This is a genomic window from Reichenbachiella sp. MSK19-1 (assembly GCF_003590315.1).
Lineage (GTDB): Bacteria > Bacteroidota > Bacteroidia > Cytophagales > Cyclobacteriaceae > Reichenbachiella > Reichenbachiella agariperforans.
Window position 1 is genome coordinate 600,145 of the sequence record NZ_MIER01000016.1, and the last position, 18,743, is coordinate 618,887.

General features: G+C 42.4%; 18 protein-coding genes. 14 read left to right on the top strand and 4 right to left on the bottom strand.

Translation table 11 applies throughout. The annotated features are described in order from the left end of the window. Window positions 1-38: 38 nt before the first annotated feature. Together BGP76_RS15165 and BGP76_RS15170 are read right to left on the bottom strand one after the other, a co-directional pair. Window positions 39-842, bottom strand: a complete 804-nt coding sequence (locus tag BGP76_RS15165) for a transporter substrate-binding domain-containing protein (RefSeq protein WP_119845311.1) — start codon at window positions 840-842, stop codon at window positions 39-41. 51 nt (window positions 843-893) lie between these two features. After that, window positions 894-1,874, bottom strand: a complete 981-nt coding sequence (locus BGP76_RS15170; protein ID WP_073121307.1) for an OmpA family protein — start codon at window positions 1,872-1,874, stop codon at window positions 894-896. A gap of 438 nt (window positions 1,875-2,312) precedes the next feature. Between BGP76_RS15170 and BGP76_RS15175 the strand changes: the two genes are divergently transcribed. The 5 genes from BGP76_RS15175 (at window position 2,313) to BGP76_RS15195 (ending at window position 7,448) form a co-directional block, all read left to right on the top strand. Then, the gene (locus BGP76_RS15175; RefSeq protein WP_147407483.1) at window positions 2,313-2,969 is read left to right on the top strand and encodes an energy transducer TonB; all 657 of its coding nucleotides are present in this window, start codon (window positions 2,313-2,315) and stop codon (window positions 2,967-2,969) included. Window positions 2,970-3,778: 809 nt separating this feature from the next. Then, window positions 3,779-4,348 (top strand): hypothetical protein, encoded by a 570-nt coding sequence (locus tag BGP76_RS15180; protein ID WP_119845313.1) that lies wholly within the window; start codon window positions 3,779-3,781, stop codon window positions 4,346-4,348. An 88-nt stretch (window positions 4,349-4,436) separates the two neighbouring features. Continuing rightward, a complete protein-coding gene (locus tag BGP76_RS15185) occupies window positions 4,437-5,795 on the top strand; it encodes an AAA family ATPase (protein ID WP_119845314.1) in 1,359 nt (452 codons plus the stop codon). Next, on the top strand, window positions 5,788-6,357 hold the full coding sequence (locus BGP76_RS15190) for a DUF4276 family protein (RefSeq protein ID WP_119845315.1): 570 nt from the start codon (window positions 5,788-5,790) through the stop codon (window positions 6,355-6,357). The genes BGP76_RS15185 and BGP76_RS15190 overlap by 8 nt, the downstream gene beginning before the upstream one ends. Window positions 6,358-6,527: 170 nt before the next feature. Further along, window positions 6,528-7,448, top strand: a complete 921-nt coding sequence (locus BGP76_RS15195) for a hypothetical protein (protein ID WP_119845316.1) — start codon at window positions 6,528-6,530, stop codon at window positions 7,446-7,448. A gap of 381 nt (window positions 7,449-7,829) precedes the next feature. Here BGP76_RS15195 and BGP76_RS15200 read toward each other — a convergent pair whose 3' ends face one another. Beyond that, complete coding sequence (locus BGP76_RS15200; protein ID WP_119845317.1) at window positions 7,830-8,288, bottom strand: hypothetical protein; 459 nt, start codon at window positions 8,286-8,288, stop codon at window positions 7,830-7,832. Window positions 8,289-8,366: 78 nt separating this feature from the next. Between BGP76_RS15200 and BGP76_RS15205 the strand changes: the two genes are divergently transcribed. The 9 genes from BGP76_RS15205 (at window position 8,367) to BGP76_RS15245 (ending at window position 16,803) form a co-directional block, all read left to right on the top strand. After that, a complete protein-coding gene (locus BGP76_RS15205; protein WP_073121297.1) occupies window positions 8,367-9,290 on the top strand; it encodes a M20/M25/M40 family metallo-hydrolase in 924 nt (307 codons plus the stop codon). 25 nt (window positions 9,291-9,315) lie between these two features. Next, window positions 9,316-9,846 (top strand): hypoxanthine phosphoribosyltransferase, encoded by a 531-nt coding sequence (gene hpt, locus BGP76_RS15210; RefSeq protein WP_119845318.1) that lies wholly within the window; start codon window positions 9,316-9,318, stop codon window positions 9,844-9,846. A 68-nt stretch (window positions 9,847-9,914) separates the two neighbouring features. After that, a complete protein-coding gene (locus BGP76_RS15215; protein ID WP_073121293.1) occupies window positions 9,915-10,487 on the top strand; it encodes an adenylate kinase in 573 nt (190 codons plus the stop codon). Window positions 10,488-10,704: 217 nt separating this feature from the next. Beyond that, the gene (obgE, locus tag BGP76_RS15220; protein WP_073121291.1) at window positions 10,705-11,697 is read left to right on the top strand and encodes a GTPase ObgE; all 993 of its coding nucleotides are present in this window, start codon (window positions 10,705-10,707) and stop codon (window positions 11,695-11,697) included. A 92-nt stretch (window positions 11,698-11,789) separates the two neighbouring features. Next, a complete protein-coding gene (locus BGP76_RS15225; protein WP_073121289.1) occupies window positions 11,790-12,362 on the top strand; it encodes a nucleotide exchange factor GrpE in 573 nt (190 codons plus the stop codon). Between the two features lies 1 nt (window position 12,363). Beyond that, window positions 12,364-13,497 carry a molecular chaperone DnaJ gene (gene dnaJ, locus BGP76_RS15230; protein ID WP_073121287.1) on the top strand — a complete coding sequence of 378 codons (1,134 nt, stop codon included), beginning with the start codon at window positions 12,364-12,366 and terminating at the stop codon, window positions 13,495-13,497. A 117-nt stretch (window positions 13,498-13,614) separates the two neighbouring features. After that, window positions 13,615-14,511 (top strand): hypothetical protein, encoded by an 897-nt coding sequence (locus tag BGP76_RS15235; RefSeq protein ID WP_139280944.1) that lies wholly within the window; start codon window positions 13,615-13,617, stop codon window positions 14,509-14,511. Between the two features lie 65 nt (window positions 14,512-14,576). Beyond that, the gene (locus BGP76_RS15240) at window positions 14,577-15,488 is read left to right on the top strand and encodes an ABC transporter ATP-binding protein (RefSeq protein WP_119845319.1); all 912 of its coding nucleotides are present in this window, start codon (window positions 14,577-14,579) and stop codon (window positions 15,486-15,488) included. Next, window positions 15,481-16,803 (top strand): ABC transporter permease, encoded by a 1,323-nt coding sequence (locus BGP76_RS15245; RefSeq protein ID WP_119845320.1) that lies wholly within the window; start codon window positions 15,481-15,483, stop codon window positions 16,801-16,803. The genes BGP76_RS15240 and BGP76_RS15245 overlap by 8 nt, the downstream gene beginning before the upstream one ends. A 185-nt stretch (window positions 16,804-16,988) precedes the next feature. Here the strand turns inward: BGP76_RS15245 and BGP76_RS15250 are convergent, their stop codons facing one another. Beyond that, window positions 16,989-18,722: a hypothetical protein gene (locus BGP76_RS15250; RefSeq protein WP_073121279.1), complete on the bottom strand. Its 1,734-nt coding sequence runs from the start codon at window positions 18,720-18,722 to the stop codon at window positions 16,989-16,991. Between the last annotated feature and the right edge of the window lie 21 nt (window positions 18,723-18,743).

The following is an 18,743-nucleotide window of genomic DNA, read 5'->3' on the forward strand; positions in this document are numbered from 1 at the left end:
AGCATCATTTTTAGATTATTTCTATGTTGGGGGATAGCTTATTCGACCTGTAGCAGCCACATGCCATTCTGCAACCACTTCTGGTTCAGCTCATCGAAGATACCCGCTAGCTCTATGGAGTTCATATAGTTCTGAACCAAGTTCAAGAACAATGGATCGCCCTGTGCTAGAGCGGTACCTATAGGCTCGATGGTTAATGGCTCTTCTAGCGATACGATACCTTCGTAGCTATACTTGAGCGCAGATACCAAGGTAAACGGGTAGTCTGCCACTACTGCTTTGACTACATCGTTTCGGAGCATGTCTATGGCCTGATCATAACTTTTGACAGGTGAGATGTCCGCATTGGTGATGTAGGCATTCGCAAAAATTTCACTGGTAGACCCTTCGAGTACAGCGATTCTCATGTTGGGGCTCTGGTTGATGTCATCAGTAGATTCTGATCTAGACAACAACCTTGATTTGGTTAGGATGGACTTTCCAGAGACCATATATGGCCCTACAAATGCCACACGCATGTTTCGCTCTGGTGTGATGGTCATCCCTGACATGATGAGGTCAATCTCGCCATCTTCTAGTGCGGGGATGAGCTTGTTAAAATCCATAGGTACGAGTTCTAGTTTGACACTCATGGATTCGGCTAGCATAGTGGCCAGGTCTATTTCATATCCTATATATTCACCTGTTTTGGCCTTCATCGCGAATGGAGGCTGATTGCCTGTGATCCCTACTCTGAGTTCACCTTTTTTGATGATGCGCTTGAGTGTTGCTTGTGCATTGGTCACGGTGGACATGACACAGATGACCAGCACGGTAGATAGGATCAATTTGATTTGTTTCATAATGTATTTGTATTAGTAGTTGATGATCTAAGTTGTCGTATAATTTCTTCTTTAGATTTTAACGATTTTAAATTCTACCCGACGATTCTTTTGACGTCCTTCTGGAGTAGTGTTTTTTTCTACGGGCAGTTCTTCGCCATAGCCCTTTACGGTAAATCTATATTGTTTAATACCCTTTTCTTCTAGGTAGCTCGCTACGGCTTGTGCACGGTTTTCAGATAGGATTTGGTTATTGACCTGAGAGCCTACATTGTCCGTATGCCCTGCTACCTCGATCTCTGCATTGGGATGGTTCCACAGGAACTCTAGGAGCAAGTCTAACTCTTCATAAGATTCGGACTTGAGGATGTATTTGGCGGTCTCGAAGTAGATGTTTTCCAACTGAAATACTTGACCGACTTTGGCATTTTCCAGTTGATGACCCAGGTTGCTTTTTTCGCAAGCAGCGAAGAACATATCGTCCAAGGCAAAATGTGCAGCGACACAGTCCGTATTGGTGTTGCGAACGGATAGTTTGACTTGCGTATTTTGTTTCGAATCCCATACGACGCTGTGTTTTTTCCACTCGCATAGAGCACTATCCAGTGTGAGTCTTGATCCTACGGCATTGTCATTGATGTAGACCTCCAGGACTGCAGGTGAGTATTTGAGTAGCGAAGCAGTCCAAAAGCTAAAAGTATAGGTTGTATTAGGTTTTAGGTTTTCGATAGTTTGGCTCCACGCATCGTCATTTGGGGATGTGGACCCATTGAATACCAGCATGATGCCTCCGTTAGAGCTATGGTCTCGACAGGACGCATATAGTCCCATGGCATATTTAGGATTGGTAACGGTAGCATAACGTCCGTTCTGCAAGAGTGCCTCTCCTCCTGACTCTCGTGTGAAGGTGTAATCAGAGTCGAACTGCTGATCCCCCATACAAAATTCTGAATTCTTGATAAGGTTGGGGCCAGAAGAGTAGCCGTCAGGACACTGTGCCTGAGCGAATACAGACCAAAGAAAGAAGAGGAGGTAAGGGAGGGTATTTTTCATAGTAGTTCTCGGTTGTTTAAAACTAATAAGAAAAGCAGCCCGATACCAAAACATGTAGATGAAATGATCTTTAACCTTACCAATGCAGAGTGTGTATAAGTAAGCAGTTTTTCAAGAGCCTATTTTGTCGGAAAATCCAGCAAGAGGATCAAACGTCCAGTGATACAGTGTTTAGGTTCTCCATATATCCTACGAGACGAAAATTAAATTTGCAGCATTGGAATTACTTCATATGCACAGACGAATCATACTCGTGAGTCTAAATCGATGCAGAAGAATATTGGATAAGTTGAAACGAGCCTTAGCTCTTTAGTATAGCAGTGGTCAACAACTACGGAATCAGTGGTCATGGTTTCACGAGTGGTAAAGTAATTTCGACATCAAACTTATTATAATTAGTTTTAACTCGAATCGCGAAATAAGCTGGATACCTACATAATGAACAAACTAATTATACTGACCCATTTGATTTTCTGTTCTCAATTTGGGATGGCTCAAGTTGAAGAGGTTAAGAATAAAACCAGCTGGGGAAAATTAGAGAATAATCAGAAAGTGGGAAACTGGCAATATTATGATGAGCCAGGCAAACTGTCGTTAATGGTGAACCACTCCACTGGGAAGATTATCTTTTTTGAAAAAGACACGTCAAAATACTTGATCAAAAAAGAAGGTGACTGGGTGCTTAGTCATGTGGTTAACCCACCACATTATCTTGGTAGCAAGATGGATTTCTTTAATTTTATCGGAGAGAATCTAACATACCCACCTGTGCCATTAGCGAATAATAAGACAGGGCAGGCTGCCGTGTCATTTGAGATTGATGAACAAGGGGCGGTTTCACATTTTGAAATCATCAAATCAGAAGAAGGATGGTTTGCGAGAGAGCTGTTGGGCCTATTGAAAGCAGCGCCACCCATCTGGATACCCGCTGCGATAGAAACTGGGCCTGTACCATCCAAAATAATTTTTCTCTTGGGGTTCGGTATTAACAACTCGTACACACCACGAAGGAGAGATAAAAAGGAATACCCTGAATTGTATGAAGAAAAACCCTATATCTACGAAATGGTCGTGACGGCAAAGAAGCCGCAATAAATAAGTTTGTTTTCTGTGGCGAGTTCACTACATACGAAGTTGGCGCATTTCATTCTCCCCTAAACCTATGGTACTTTCAGTTCATAGTGGTTTAGTCAAGACAATTGAAAATTGTACTGTCTGAGCGGTAGCGAGTTTGTTGGTTTCTAGTCTTTTTACTTCCTTTTTTGGCCATGAATAAAAAGCGTTTACCATGCCGTAAGCATGCCCTGTCTGGCTTGAAGACAATGTGCGATGAAGGCATATAAGTTGAATAGTAGGAACCCTAAGACTGGGAACACTTCAAGCTGCGATCTGGACTTGCGCAAGGTCGGCCTTCCCCTTGCGCAAGGGGGAGCTTGTGCTTGCCCAAGGTGAACCTTCTGCTTGCGCAAGCAGAAACCCGAACCTTTATTACTCTCCTCAAAGCGTTCTGAAAGATGAAAGCCTTTGACCGACTACCCAGATTTGGGTATATATAAGCTGTACTATGATCTTAAAGACCGGCTTGTTTGCCGCTACGCTGGGAAAAGGGTATTCTTGAGGAAATCAATGATTGACGAGGTGTCGGTAGCCGTGGTTCTTAAAGTGTGTAAAATGAATAGTGTGCAAATTGGCGGCCTGTTGTTTTAGGCCTTCCGTAGAGTGACTTAAAACCATTGAAACGAAAAGCATTGTCCCGACACGGCAGGCACTAGGGAGCTTTATACACATGTTGCTCATAACGCTATGAAAAACATTAAAAAACCACTAGATTAGCTCGACACCAATAATATATATACGCAATTGCGTAAAGCGAAATGTTGGCAGTCAGTTAAAGTAAAATCTGAATGGCAGATATTAAACATAAATTCATAGAACTAATTAAGATCAGAAGTAAAGAAAATTCTGAATCATTGGAAGATGACTTTGCCAAAGGACGAATTGGAAAATGTATCGAAACTTTAAGGACAGAATTAGATTCATTTATTCGAGTTATGTATTTAGGTCGAATTTCTGATATTGACGAAAGAAATAGGTTGATGGAATTAACATTATCAGGCGAAAAATGGACTGAATTGACACAGAACAATAAGTGGAAAAAAGTTACTGATAGGGATATGGTTGATAAGGCAAATGAATTAAAAGGATACATTCATTATGTTTATAAATTCGGTTGCGGATTTATTCACTTATCTGACTTGTATAACTATGCAACAGAAAACCCATTTAATAAATTGAACGAAACTGAAAGATCAGATATAAAGAATTATTTGAACGAATATCATTCCTACCCATTAAATCAGGAATTATCAGTTGAGAGTTTAAGAAGTTACGTTCCAAGTGTCTTTGATAAAATATCTTCAAATTTAGCTTGCTACTTTACTTCTATATTGAATGATGAAATGATTGAAATGTAAAAAACCGAACCGCTAACAAGGTGTATAGTGCATACCCTGCGGGATACGCAGCATACACAGAGCGTTAGACTTAATTATACCTTGAATAATGATTACTAAAATAGAAGTCGACGGGTTTAAATCACTATCTGATTTTACCTTAGAGTTGCATTCAGGACTTAATATTCTGGTTGGGCCAAATGGTTCGGGAAAAACTAACATCATACTCTTTTTTGAATTCTTATCTCAATTAACCACTAACCCAATAGCTCATTCTGTAAGTGCTATTGGTGGTGCTGGAGCTATTTTTCGCAAAAAGGGAGAGAGGGATTACAATGAGGATATAAAATTCAAAATATATGGATCTAAGTCGTATCAAGATGATGATACCATTACTTATGAATATGAAGCAACTATTACTACTTCCTTTGAAAAGGACAGCATCTACTATTCTCAGCAGCACTTAAGGTTTAGATCAGGGAAAAAATTCTGGAAGAGTCCCGAGGAAAAAGGATATTCAAAACCAAAATGGGACTTCTCTGTAAGTTATATTAATGAAGAAAACTTAAAAGCTGAAGTACAACTCCATTCACTAAATGAGAAAAAAATAGAGGCCCGTCACATTTATAGAAGTGACGAAGGAAAAGAAAAACTTGAAGATACGATAATTGAACATGTAAAGGAAAGTAGCCCCTCAATAAGAAACATCATTGGTTGTTTGTTCCCTATTGCTGATATGTCAGTATTTTCTATCAACTCTGATTTACAGGGAGGAGAAACATTCAACATAGTACCAAGTAAAGTAAAAGAACAAGAGGATGCAGCTACACCTGCTGGAATAAAAAAGGATGGCTCTGGATTAGCAACCACATTGTATGCAATGAAAAGGAGCAAATCAAAAAGCCCAAATAATAATCGTTTCAGATATTATTTTGATACACCAGAAAAAACATATGATCCCAACACTTTAAAAAAAATTGTCTCTTATTTAAAATTAGCGAACAAAACAATAGTAGATCTTGATGTTGAGAATGACCCTTTTGATAACAAGCTAGTGGTTAAAATATTTATAGAAGCAGAGGATTCAGGAGCAGTACTGCCATTATCCGCAATGTCAGATGGTACCATTAAATGGTTATCACTAATCACAGCAATTCTGACTTCTAGAACAATTTTTTCAATTGAGGAACCTGAAAATTTTCTTCATCCATGGATGCAGGCTGAAATCGCTAATATAATGCGAAATCATCTTAGAGAAAAGACAGAGCCTTCTTTAGTTCTTATGACAACACATAGTGAATCTTTACTAAACCATTCAGAACCAAATGAAGTCATTCTGGTTGATCTAGAATCGGGGATTACAAATGCCCGACGTATAGAAGATATTAACTTGATAAAGGAAGAAATTGCTAATTCAGGATTCGGTTTAGGTCATTTCTATTTTTCTAACGTTTTTGAAAATGAGTAAACCTGCCTTTATTGTTGACGGTTTCACAGAGAAACTAATTATCAATCAAGTTTGCCCGAATAGTCCTGTAAGACGAACAGACTTAAATGGAAAAGACGTCTCTATTTCTGCAATTGCTAAAAAAGTTTCTAGTTTAGTAAGATTACTTGGTGACAAATATTATCCTTTGATTGTTATAATTGATAGAGAAAAACGTAAAGAAACTGCAGCCGAAGTTCAGAATCAGTTAAAAGATGAGCTTGCCAAATACAGTGTGATAAATCAAGATCTCAGAATAAGCGTAGCTGACACAATGATTGAAAATTGGATCATAGCCGATTGGTCCAGCCTTGAATCTGACATGCTAAAACCAAGTCATACAGATGGAATAAATGGAGCTTCAAAGATAAAAAAAGCCATTGGCTCTTATAACAAAACTATTGATGGTGTTAACTTGTTTTCAAAATGCGACCCCAATATTCAATACAGTGAATCCCTTAGCTTTAGAAATTTCATCGATCAAATAAGCAATTTAGACTGCCATTATACTACTAGAATAAAAAATAAGTCTAACAATCGATGATGTCTGCAGGGCGGTTCAGATGTGAAGGATGCTGCAGATCTCTTGGAAGCCCCGCCGATTCTGCGCTGTGGCTCATGAGAATCAAAAAGTTATGAACCGAATCACAGATTCGGCTATATTAGTATCCGAAATGAACAAAAGATAAAACGCCACGACACCATATTTTGGCGTTGGCAAACATTAAAGACCGAAAAATTCAGGCTTTGAGAAATATAATATTAACTCTCGTTATCCTAATTCCAGCAATAGGGTTTGGACAATCACAGAAAACTTTAAGTGAAATTTTATGGAGTCGAGTGAATAGTTGTTACTCAATGTTTGAAGACATGGACGATGATGGGATTCCAGATTTTAATAAAATTGACGATTCAAAAAATGGATACTTAAAAATCTCAGGAAGTTGGCCGACTTGCGGATGTTCATGTAGTTCAGAAGTGGGTGCCTATAAAAACAGTAGTGGCTCTTATATAATTCTTCAATCAGACGAAGTTGAATGTAGTTGGGAAAGAATAATTTCATCAAATCATGACCTTATAGAGATTTTGCCTGATGGTTTTGGAATTAACAATTTCACATCAGAGCCGATTAAAAGCGACATGGATTATTCAGTATTTTTTCTCGGAATTGAAATCCCAAGGATTGGAACAGATACAAAAGTTAAAATTGAATTAATACCATTTGGGTTGTTTCCTAAAGGCGTAAATTTAATTTGCTTTGAATATCAACAAGAAAATCATCATAAATACCTATATGGAATTAGAGATGTAGCGAAAGAAATGTCAGATATAGAGACGATTAATTATTTATTGAATGGTTCATTTGATAAAATTTCACCAACGGATAACCTGTTGATTTCAAAAGAAATTGGAACTGATGATAGCCGCTTTAAATCAATGGAAGAAATGAGAGAATATTTAATTCAGCTAAAAAATACTTATGATCTTTATTGTAAACTAAAAACAAATGAGCTGGTTTTGGGTTGGAATCGCAATGAATCAAAGTTTTATATTAAAGATGAAGGTGAAAAAATACAACAAATAACCTTTCGTGATTTTTTAATAAATAATAGATATTGGAGCTGGATGTGTTAATGACGTTTGCCAATCGAGTAGACGGCTGACGGTCAAATGACCGCCAGTGCGCCTCTCACACCACCCAGCGTACGGTTCTTCCCGTATCAAGTACGGGACAGGCTGTACTGGGCGGTTCATCCAGCCAGACTTTCATAGCCTCTTTTCTTAAGTCTAGGGATGGTAATGGTCGTTCTCAAGATAGGACTCTGGGTTACTGCCCATCCACCCAGCCGAGTGCGACTCTAGGCATACACTGTAACCCGTAGAGTTCGAGATTTCCCAAGGTAAGTGCATGTTCCTTCACTCAATATCCACTGGATCTACTGCATAGTCACTTGATGATAAATCACCCTTTGGACGTCAGTATGATATGCTCTTTCAAACCCCTAAGCTTCATGCTCAGGGCAAATCCAAAAAGGGAATCCAATGCCCAGCGAACTTGACGAGTGCACTGAGTACAAACCCCCAGAAAGTACAGCTGATCCACATGTATTTGAAGATGTCTTTTTTCTTCGCACCGAAGGCATTGGCGATCACCGCCCCGCCGATGGGCATCAAGAGTAGTGGTGTCAAAAAGGCGATACCCGGCATGCCGTATTTTTGCCAAACCCGTACGTACTGGCGTGACTTTCGTGAAAAGATATTCCTTTGCTTTCTGCGCAGCACCGCCTGACTTGCATGACGAATGTTCGTGCCAAAATAGGTCACGATGTAGACACTCGTCATCATGCCCAGTGTGGTGAGTACACCTGTGATGAGGAAGTGATGTCCATAGCCCGTCCCTAGCAAACAGCCAAAGATGACCTTGATGGTGCTGCTGAGATAGACGGTGAGGTATTTGATGATTTCGGTTGTCATTGAATCTGCGAAGTAAAGTAAGAATGTTGTTTGATCTCAACGAAAAACCATGAATTTTGTGTCCTGAAAACAAACAATATGAAAGATACTGATTTCGATTTGCTCCGAGACCTGTGTGAGGTGTTTGCCCCATCGGGCAACGAAGTAGCGATGAAGCGATTTTTGATTGATTATGTGGAGGCCAATAGTTCCAAATGGAAGAGCCGCCCCGACTTGATTCATGGTCCAGCCTTTCAGGATTGCCTGATCTTGAAGTTTGGCGAGCCGCGCACAGCCGTGTTTGCGCACATGGATTCTATAGGCTTTACGGTGCGCTACGAAAACCAACTGGTGCCTATCGGGAGCCCAGAAGCTGAGACGGGCTACCACCTCGTCGGCGAGGACGGCATGGGCCCTATCGCCTGTCGGCTCAAGGAAGAGGACGGGTATTTGTTTTACGATTTTGGTCGAGGGATACAGTCAGGGACAGAGCTGGTGTTCGAGTGTGACTTTAGAGAGACAGACGACTATGTGCAGTCTAGCTATCTGGACAATCGCCTCGGCATCTACAACGTCCTCAAACTAGCCGAGACCCTACAGGACGGGCTGATCGTCTTCTCCTGTGGCGAAGAGCATGGAGGGGGTACGGTGCCTTTCTTGTGCAAGTACATTTATGAAAACCACCGTGTCAAACAGGCTTTGATCTCCGATATCACATGGGTCACCGAAGGCGTACAGCATGGTCAGGGTGTGGCGATTTCGATGCGAGACATGAGCGTGCCGCGTAGATCATATATAGACAAAGTGCTGTCACTGGCAGCGCTTTCGGGTATTCCATATCAGATCGAAGTGGAGCGTAGCGGAGGGAGCGATGGGCGCGAAATTCAATCATCCCCCTACCCGATAGATTGGTGTTTCATCGGTGCACCCGAGGACCATGTCCACTCTCCGGACGAAAAAGTTCACAAAAAGGACATACAGGCGATGATCGATATGTACCGATATCTCATGGAGAACCTTTAAATTCACCTGTTAATATTTATGTATTATGATTCAAATCGAAGATAAAAAATTTGTTCCCTATCTGACCTCCGACGAGGTACAAGGTATCGTCAGTCAGATGGCTGATCAGATCAGTGCTGACTATGAGGGCAAACCTTTGGTACTGTTAGGGATATTAAATGGCTCGTTTATGTTTCTCTCTGATCTGGTCAAAAAGATGACCATTGACCCTGAGATTAGTTTCTTGAAACTGGCGTCCTATGAGGGGAGTAAGTCTACTGGAAAGGTTAAAGACCTGATCGGTCTGGATGAGGACTTGGATCAAAAACATGTACTGATCATCGAAGATATCGTGGATACGGGCAACACACTCGCGCACATCATTTCCGCATTGGAGAACGAGGGAGCTGAGTCAGTCAAAATCGCAACCTTGTTTTTCAAATCTAAAGTCTATTCAAAGGATATCCCTGTAGACTATGTGGGCAAGGCCATCCCGAACGACTTTGTGGTGGGCTATGGTATGGACTATAACGGGCACGGGAGAACACTTCCAGATGTCTATCAGCAGGAAGGCTAAGTATCTGAAAGGATTTTTGCTATATTTGACCCCTTTTTGATTTACGCTTTAAGCACAACTGATATAACATGCTGAACATAGTATTATTTGGCCCTCCCGGCGCAGGGAAGGGAACGCAGAGTGAGAAGTTAATAGCCCAATATAATTTGGCTCACCTTTCGACAGGAGACTTATTTAGAAAACACTTGGGCGAAGGCACCGAGCTCGGCAAACTGGCTCAGAAATACATGGACGATGGCAACCTAGTCCCAGACTCAGTGGTGATCGACATGGTCAAAGACAAAATTGCTTCTACGACAGATGCCAAAGGGTTTATTTTTGATGGGTTTCCTAGGACGGTTCCTCAGGCAGAGGCTTTGGATCAGATGTTGGGCGAGTTCGAGACGACCATCAGCGGTATGGTTGCGCTAGATGTGCCAGACGAAGAGTTGAAGGCTCGTCTATTGGAGAGAGGAAAGACCTCAGGTCGAGCAGATGATCAAAACGAAGAGAAGATCAATAACCGCATCCAGGTGTATAAAAACGAAACCTTGCCCGTAGCGGAGTTTTACGAGCAGCAAGGCAAATTCAACAAGATTCATGGTGTAGGTACGATCGACGGTATATTCTCTGAGATCAGAGGAGTCGTAGATCAGTTCTAATTGTACTTCACCACATAACGACACGAGGTTGTCTCAAAAGCAAAGTCTTTTGGGACAACCTTTTTTGTTTTACAAAGGATTATTGGTCAGAGGTAAGAGACCAAAGCGTCTGTCATTTCACCATCAGGTGAAATAACCGCACTTCAATCGGGATTAGGGGATGTTTTTGCGTTCTTTTGCAGTCACGAATATCAAGTAACTATTTTAACAATCGCCCATGGCATCATCTAACTTTATTGATTACGTAAAATTCTGTTCTCGCTCAGGAAAGGGAGGCGCAGGGTCAGTTCATTTTCGTAGAGAAAAGCACGTACCCAAAGGAGGTCCCGACGGTGGCAATGGTGGACGGGGTGGTCATGTCATCCTCCGAGGCAATAGGCAGCTGTGGACTTTGCTTCATTTGAGATACAAAAAGCACGTCCTCGCAGATGATGGCAACCCCGGCGAAGGAGGTAACCGGTCAGGGCTAGAAGGAAAGGACGTAATCCTCGAAGTGCCACTCGGGACGATTGCCAAGGATGCTGAGACGGGAGAGAAAATCGTAGAAATCCTCGAAGAAGGACAAGAAGTAATCCTAACACCTGGTGGACGTGGAGGACTAGGCAATGACAACTTCAAAACGGCGACCAATCAGATCCCTTACTATGCACAGCCAGGAGAAGACGGCCAGGAGCAGTGGATTGTGTTAGAGCTTAAAGTGCTGGCAGATATCGGATTGGTGGGATTCCCCAATGCAGGGAAGTCGACCTTGCTCTCCGTCATGTCAGCAGCCAAGCCTGAGATTGGGGATTACCCATTTACCACACTCGTGCCGAACCTAGGCGTAGTAGGTTACCGGGACAACAAGTCTTTCGTGATCGCCGATATCCCAGGGATTATCGAGGGAGCCTCAGAAGGCAAGGGGTTAGGCATTCGGTTTTTGCGACACATCGAGCGCAACTCTATGCTTCTGTTCATGGTGCCAGTAGACTCAGACAATATCCAAAAGGACTATGAGATTCTGCTTCAGGAACTCACCAAATATAACCCCGAGTTGCTGGACAAGCAGCGCATGCTGGCCGTCACCAAAGCAGACATGCTCGACGAGGATCTGATTACCGAGATGACCAAGGAACTACCCCAGGGTGTCCCTGCTATATTCATATCTAGTGTAGCACATTATAATCTGGACAAGCTCAAAGACATGCTTTGGGAAAAACTGAATGCGTAGTACAAATTGACTCACTTTTAAGACATTATGACACTATCCTGACATTGGCAGAGTAATTGCCAAAGTATGGGAGCATAAAATTTTTGACAAAAATGGCAAAAGGCGAAAAGAAGGCTGACAATAAGTCTCAAGAAGAACTGAAAGAAGAAGTGCTAGATCAAGTAGAAAATACTGAAGCACCAGAAGAGCAGCAGGAGCAGGAAGAAGAACTCTCTGCAGAGGATAAATTGAAAGCGGAAGTAAAAGAGGCTCAGGACAAATACTTGAGACTATACTCAGAGTTTGAGAACTTCAGAAGACGTACGTCTAAAGAGAAACTTGAGCTCATTAGCAATGCCAACGAAAACCTGTTGCAGGCACTATTGCCAGTAGTAGATGATTTCGAAAGAGCTGAAAAATCCATGACCGAAGAGGCTGATGTGAAATCTGTCAAGGAAGGTGTGGATTTGGTATTCACCAAACTCAAAGGCATACTAGAGGCGAAAGGAGTAAAAGAAGTAGAGGCAGTAGCTGGAGGAGACTTTGATCTCGAAAGGCATGAAGCGATCACACAGATACCAGCCCCTACCGATGATTTGAAAGGCAAAATCGTAGATGTCGTAGAAAAGGGCTACCAGCTCAATGACAAAGTGATCCGATTTGCCAAAGTAGTAACAGGAGCGTAAGATGGCGAAGAGAGATTTTTATGAAATATTAGGGCTGAGCAAATCTGCCACCCCAGAAGAAATAAAGAAGGCCTATCGCAAGATGGCCATCAAATATCACCCGGACAAAAATCCAGACGATAAGGAAGCCGAAGAGAAATTCAAAGAGGCAGCAGAAGCCTACGAGATACTCAGCGATGCGAATAAAAAGCAGCGTTACGATCAGTACGGTCATGCAGGCATGGGCGGAGCATCTGGCGGTGGCGGAGGTTTCGGCGGTGGCGGTATGTCCATGGACGATATCTTCTCACAGTTCGGTGACATCTTCGGTGGCGGAGGTGGAGGCGGAGGTTTTGACAGCTTCTTCGGTGGAGGCGGTGGTCGCCAGCGCCGACGCAAAGGCTCGAACCTACGCATCAAACTCAAGCTATCCCTAGAGGATATCGCGCACGGCGTAGAAAAGAAAATAAAAGTCAACCGTCTCGTGGCGGCAGAGGGCGTGACCTTCCGTACATGTCCACAGTGCCAAGGCTCTGGTCAGGTGCAAAAGGTGGTCAACACCATGCTCGGGCAGATGGTTTCTGCATCGACCTGTCCGTCCTGTAATGGTGCCGGACAGACTATCGACAAGAAGCCTCCAGGAGTAGATAGCTCAGGGTTGAGTTACAAGGAAGAGGTTATCTCTGTCAAAATTCCTGCAGGTGTTGTAGAAGGCATGCAGCTTTCTATGTCAGGCAAAGGGAACGAAGCACCTGGTGGAGGTGTGCCAGGTGATCTATTGATCGTCGTGGAGGAGAAAGAAGAAGAGACCTTGAAAAGGGACGGAAATAATATCGTCTATGACCTCTATTTGAACTTCATCGATGCAGTACTTGGGACTTCTGTAGAAGTACCTACGATCGATGGCAAGGTGAAAATCAAGATCGACGAAGGAACGCAAAGTGGCAAGATTCTTCGCCTCAGAGGCAAAGGGATCAAAGACCTCAACGGCTATGGCAAAGGAGATCAGTTGATACACGTCAACCTGTGGACGCCAAAGACGCTGACCAAAGACGAACGCGAAAAGCTAGAAAGCATGCGTGAGTCTGAAAACTTCGCACCGAACCCGTCCAAAACAGACAAGGGCTTCTTTGAAAAGATCAAAGAGTTCTTTTAGGAGTAGAATACTCCCAAAACAGAGATTAGAGAGGCCTAGAATTTTTGATTCTAGGCCTTTCGTTATATTTTCGGGTTTTGAATCAAACCAGAAAGTTTGTTTTCCGTAACTACACTCATGTTAAGGATTTTATTGGTTGCACTGGCAGCAAGTATGTGTGGGTTGGAGGGGCATTGTCAACTGAAGAAGTTTTATACAGTCAAGTCTCACGCCTCTTATGATACAGTCGATTTCGTCATGAAAGCGACATCAGGCACGTGCTTTGTCAAGCCCTCTCATCACAACGACCCGCTGACCATTTATGGCAATCCTTCTCTTTCGGAGGTCAATCCTACTTTTACATCATCTATTCGTAGCACGACCAACTTCGTCAAGCTAGAGCTCGAAGACTATAATAAAAAAGGCCTCAGTCACGCCATCACCTACAATGTATTCGGAGGTGAAAAAAATGAAGAAGAAAAAGACTTCTGGAAGGTCTATCTCACCGACGAAAAAATCTACAACCTTAACCTATCCTACGGGGTAGGAGACTCCTACATCAACTTGTCTAACGTCGCAGTTGCCAAAATCAAAATCGAATCTGGAAGTGCTGATGTCCACATCAACTATGATGAGGGAGGAATGAATAGATGCCAAATGGACACTTTTTCAGTCGTAGTGGATTTGGGCACATTGGTGGCGGAGCGTATGCACTTATCTCAAGCGAAACACGTAATCGCCGAAGTGGGTTTTGGTACAGCGGTTTTGGATTTTAGTAAGGGAGTGAATCAAAAATGTAACGTGAATGCCAGCATAGGAGCGGGTACGTTAAAGGTCCGCGTTCCCGAGTCCAACTTTGCAGCTATCATTCGGTTCAAAAGTTCACCGCTCTGCAAGTATTCCTTGGAGCAAGGCTTTAAAAAAATCGATACAGATGTCTATGTCAGCAAAGGCTATGACGAAAATGCAGAAAACCTTATGGAGTTTGTGGTAGATGTGGCACTAGGTAATATCACCTTCGAATACGTTAAATAATTCCGTTCCTGTAATAATTTCTAGTCAAATGATACTAAACTCGTGTATCACTTAATTGACTACACTTGAATCTAATCGACATCCAAAACATCTCTAAGCGCTATGGAGATCATCAGGCCTTAGATAATATTTCGTTCGCTATTCCCGACAATAGCATTTTTGGCCTCCTCGGTCCGAATGGTGCAGGGAAGACGACACTCATCAGAATCATCACGCAAATTATCATGTCCGATCAGGGCGAAGTGCTCTTTAATGGAGTAAAACTGGATCCTGAACATATTCGGCAGATAGGCTACCTTCCCGAAGAGCGTGGGCTTTACAAGAAAATGAAAGTAGGCGAGCAGTTGCTCTATTTGACTCAGCTCAAAGGCATGGAAAAGAGGGAGGCGGTTACGAAGATCAAGCATTGGTTAAAGAAACTGGAAATCAGCTCTTGGTCTAACAAGGCCATCGAAGACCTCTCGAAAGGAATGCAGCAGAAGATACAATTTATCGCTACAGTGGTACACGAACCATCTCTGATTATACTGGACGAGCCGTTTTCGGGTTTTGATCCCGTCAATGCAAACCTAATCAAAGATGAAATTTTCGAACTCAGAGAGAAAGGTGCAACGGTTATTTTTTCCACACATAGAATGGAATCCGTGGAGGAGTTATGCGATGACATAGCGCTGATAAATCACTCCAAACTGGTTATATCTGGAAAGAAAGGGGATATCAAGAATCAGTACAGGGATAATACTTTCATCACAGAGCATATTGGTGATGAATTGATACCTCTTGCAGGTGTTGAGGTTTTGTCTGTCCTCAAAAAAGGGGAGTTAGTTAAAACAGAGCTTAAACTGGACGAAGGTATTGGCGTCAATGATCTAGTGACACATATTACTTCTCAGTCTACTTTAGTTTCGCTCAATGAGAAGATCCCATCTATCAACGATATTTTTATTTCCACTGTAAACCCATCTGGCCATGAATAAGATATTGCTAATCATCAAGAGGGAGTATATCTCTCGTGTGAAGAAGAAGTCGTTTCTGATCATGACTGTTTTGGGGCCGATATTATTTTCGGGTTTGTTTATCGTTCCGATCTGGCTGGCGACTCGTGGTGGAGACGAAAAAGTCATTCAAGTGATCGATGAGTCGGGTTTGTTTGCCGAAGAGTTCGTTAGTGCCGACAACATGACCTATGTCTATGTAGCGGAGGATTTAGAAACCGCTAAGTCAGCCCTAGCAGTCAACAATGTTTTTGGGCTGCTCTATATACCTGAGATGACGATTGAGGCACCTGAGGGAGTCAAGTTTTACTCTACTCAGAACCCTGGGTTCGGTCTAAAGGCAGATTTAGAAAAGAAAATTCGAGAAAGAATTGAAAACATTAAACTCATTAATTCTGGTCTTAATCAGGAGTTTTTGGATGGGTTAAAATCACATGTAGCCATACAGACGGTGAACTTGTCCGACTCTGGGAGCGAGAGTGAGAGTAGCACAGGAGCGGCTACTGCCGTAGGGTATATCGGAGCGTTTCTGATTTACTTTTTCATTTTCCTCTATGGAGCGCAAATCATGCGTGGGGTGATCGAGGAGAAAACGAATCGAATCATTGAAGTGATTATTGCGTCGGTTAAGCCTTTTCATCTGATGATGGGGAAAATCATAGGTGTAGGAGGTGTAGGCTTGACTCAGTTTTTATTGTGGGTGGCGCTATCCAGTGCGATCGTGACGGGTATCACTGCGGTGGTTTCTTCAGATATGACCCCAGAACAGATAGAAGCGATGCAGCAGGTGGATCAATTATCAGGTATGCCATCACCACAGCAGTCAGAGGCACAAGCTGCGATTGAGAATTCCATGGGGGCTCTTGGACAAATCAATATTCCACTGGTGCTGTCGTGTTTTGTGTTCTATTTTCTCGCAGGGTACTTGTTCTATGGGGCTTTATTTGCTGCGATAGGTTCTGCCGTAGATAGTGATGCTGATTCTCAGCAGTTTATGTTTCCAGTGACCATACCGCTGATCTTTTCGGTGGTAGTACTCTCAGCCGTCATCAATGACCCACATGGGAGTTTGGCTTTTTGGCTATCACTCGTTCCATTTACCTCTCCAGTTATTATGATGATGCGAATCCCTTTTGATGTGCCTGTTTGGCAGATTGCTTTGTCGATGGTGAGCATGGTTGGAGGTTTTATATTTACTACCTGGTTGGCAAGTCGCATATATAGAGTGGGAATCTTTATGCATGGTACGAAGGTCAACTATAAGACGCTGGCCAAATGGTTTATGATGAAGTCTTAAAGATTACCAGTAAGTAATCTAAATTTGGTTCTGAAAAAGGCTTAATAGCTGTATTGAAGCCGTTTTTTTATTTCGACAGTTAGTACCTAAGGAATACCCAGCCTTTTTTCTATTTAGAGTATTACACAAAAGAGCCCGACATCAGCATGATGTCGGGCTCTTTTGTAATGACTTTGTGGTATTTTCTATTTTAAGAAAACTTCATAGGTGTCTGATCGGGTTTCGTTTCCGAGCTTATCGGTAGCCCGTACTTTGTAGGTGACCATGCCTTTGTTGTTAAGCTTGATAGGCTTGACATACTCTAGTTCTGGTTGGTCATCTATGATGTAGAATACTTTGTCAGTATCTATTGTTTTGTCAGTGGCTGCTAGGAACAATTTGACACCTTTTGAGTAGACGTTAATGGGTGTGCCTTCTTTTTCATCCAAAGCAATGGTGCCAATGGGTTCCATACTAAGGATATGCTCAATAGCAGGTCCAGTATTATCTACTACAAAGAAGAATGACTTTGTGTTCCTATTGTTGACTTGATCTGTTCCATAGAAGTCTATGGTGTAGAATCCTTCCTCTTCTAGTTTTATCGGGCCGTCATAGGTTTGACCCTGACCTCCGTTGATTTTGTAACCTAGGTCTTTGATCCCACTATCATCGTCCTCGGCGGTCAGTGATATTTCGGAAGTACTGGTGACGAATGTGGTGTCTCTAGAGGTATAGTGCTTGCCTCCAAATGCATGGGCAATTTCTGGCGCTTTCATGTCTATGTCTAGGGACGCTCTGCTCAAGTTTGCTTCCTCTAGCTTACCCTCAAAGGTGTTGTTAACCTTGTCAGAGGCAAAGTATAGAACGGTGTGGTTTCCTTGGTCTTTGTTGAGTGCAAAAGGCTCGTAGTAATTCTGCGGTTTTGAACCGTTGATAGAATATTTGATCTGCTTCACTCCTGCTTTGTTGTCTTGGGCAACTAATTTTACTTTGGTTCGGGTAGAGATAAATACACGACCTCTGTTTTGGTACTGATCCCCGACGATAGTTGCTTCTACTTCTGGAACGGTTTTGTCTAAATAGAAATCTACCGTTTTGGGAGTCTCTTGATTTTTTACATTGTCATAGGCATAGTACTTGAGGGTATGTTGGCCATCAGAGAGACCCGTTAGGTTGATTCGATTACCGTAGGTTTTTTCAGTTCCACCATCAATTTGATAGGCAATTTTACTGATCCCAGATCCTGTATCTACTGACTTTAGTTCCAAATATGTTCTTTCAGAGAAAACCATACCACTACGGTCGTTGTGTACTGAATATTCAGAGGTTGGGCTGGTTAGGTCTACTTTGAAGTTGAACATTTGGATCGCCTCGACATTGCCTGTGTTATCGGCAGAATAGATTTTTACATCGTATTTCTTGTCAGAAGCAAGATCTATTTCATTGGCGTAAGTACTAAAAGGGGCATTGTTAATAGAGTAGAATGTCTTTTGAACGCCAGAGTGGCGGTCTGTCGCAACAGCGCTAAGTTTTAGTCCTGACCCGAAAAATTGAACCCCGTCCTGATTCTTGTACACTGGAGCACCTGTCAAACTAACTTTGGTTTCAGGAGCGTTGCTGTCACGGTATACTTCGAAGAGTACTTCTACTTTAGGGACATGTTGGGTGAGCGTAGAATCCGCTGCCCAGTTAGATCTAAAATAGTTGATCCCTTCAGTGTCAAGGTAGAGTGGGTTAGTGAATTGTGGGTGAATCTGACTTTCTAACTTGTGTGCATTAGTACCTTCAGGATTGTCTGCTATGAATAAATATACAGGCTTTTTTCCGTGCCAATACAACTTGCCTTCTTCCCCCACATAGTAGTTGGCATCAACCTTCTGTTTTTCCTGCGCAAAAATAACAAAGGGGCAGAACAGAAGAATCGTAAAAACCTTTCTCATAACTAATAATAAATTATTTTT

Coding starts and splice junctions, on each gene's coding strand:
- BGP76_RS15165 (WP_119845311.1), bottom strand. CDS start 842: ATGAAACAAATCAAATTGATCCTATCTACCGTGCTGGTCATCTGTGTC.
- BGP76_RS15170 (WP_073121307.1), bottom strand. CDS start 1,874: ATGAAAAATACCCTCCCTTACCTCCTCTTCTTTCTTTGGTCTGTATTC.
- BGP76_RS15175 (WP_147407483.1), top strand. CDS start 2,313: ATGAACAAACTAATTATACTGACCCATTTGATTTTCTGTTCTCAATTT.
- BGP76_RS15180 (WP_119845313.1), top strand. CDS start 3,779: ATGGCAGATATTAAACATAAATTCATAGAACTAATTAAGATCAGAAGT.
- BGP76_RS15185 (WP_119845314.1), top strand. CDS start 4,437: ATGATTACTAAAATAGAAGTCGACGGGTTTAAATCACTATCTGATTTT.
- BGP76_RS15190 (WP_119845315.1), top strand. CDS start 5,788: ATGAGTAAACCTGCCTTTATTGTTGACGGTTTCACAGAGAAACTAATT.
- BGP76_RS15200 (WP_119845317.1), bottom strand. CDS start 8,288: ATGACAACCGAAATCATCAAATACCTCACCGTCTATCTCAGCAGCACC.
- BGP76_RS15205 (WP_073121297.1), top strand. CDS start 8,367: ATGAAAGATACTGATTTCGATTTGCTCCGAGACCTGTGTGAGGTGTTT.
- hpt (WP_119845318.1), top strand. CDS start 9,316: ATGATTCAAATCGAAGATAAAAAATTTGTTCCCTATCTGACCTCCGAC.
- BGP76_RS15215 (WP_073121293.1), top strand. CDS start 9,915: ATGCTGAACATAGTATTATTTGGCCCTCCCGGCGCAGGGAAGGGAACG.
- obgE (WP_073121291.1), top strand. CDS start 10,705: ATGGCATCATCTAACTTTATTGATTACGTAAAATTCTGTTCTCGCTCA.
- BGP76_RS15225 (WP_073121289.1), top strand. CDS start 11,790: ATGGCAAAAGGCGAAAAGAAGGCTGACAATAAGTCTCAAGAAGAACTG.
- dnaJ (WP_073121287.1), top strand. CDS start 12,364: ATGGCGAAGAGAGATTTTTATGAAATATTAGGGCTGAGCAAATCTGCC.
- BGP76_RS15235 (WP_139280944.1), top strand. CDS start 13,615: ATGTTAAGGATTTTATTGGTTGCACTGGCAGCAAGTATGTGTGGGTTG.
- BGP76_RS15245 (WP_119845320.1), top strand. CDS start 15,481: ATGAATAAGATATTGCTAATCATCAAGAGGGAGTATATCTCTCGTGTG.
- BGP76_RS15250 (WP_073121279.1), bottom strand. CDS start 18,722: ATGAGAAAGGTTTTTACGATTCTTCTGTTCTGCCCCTTTGTTATTTTT.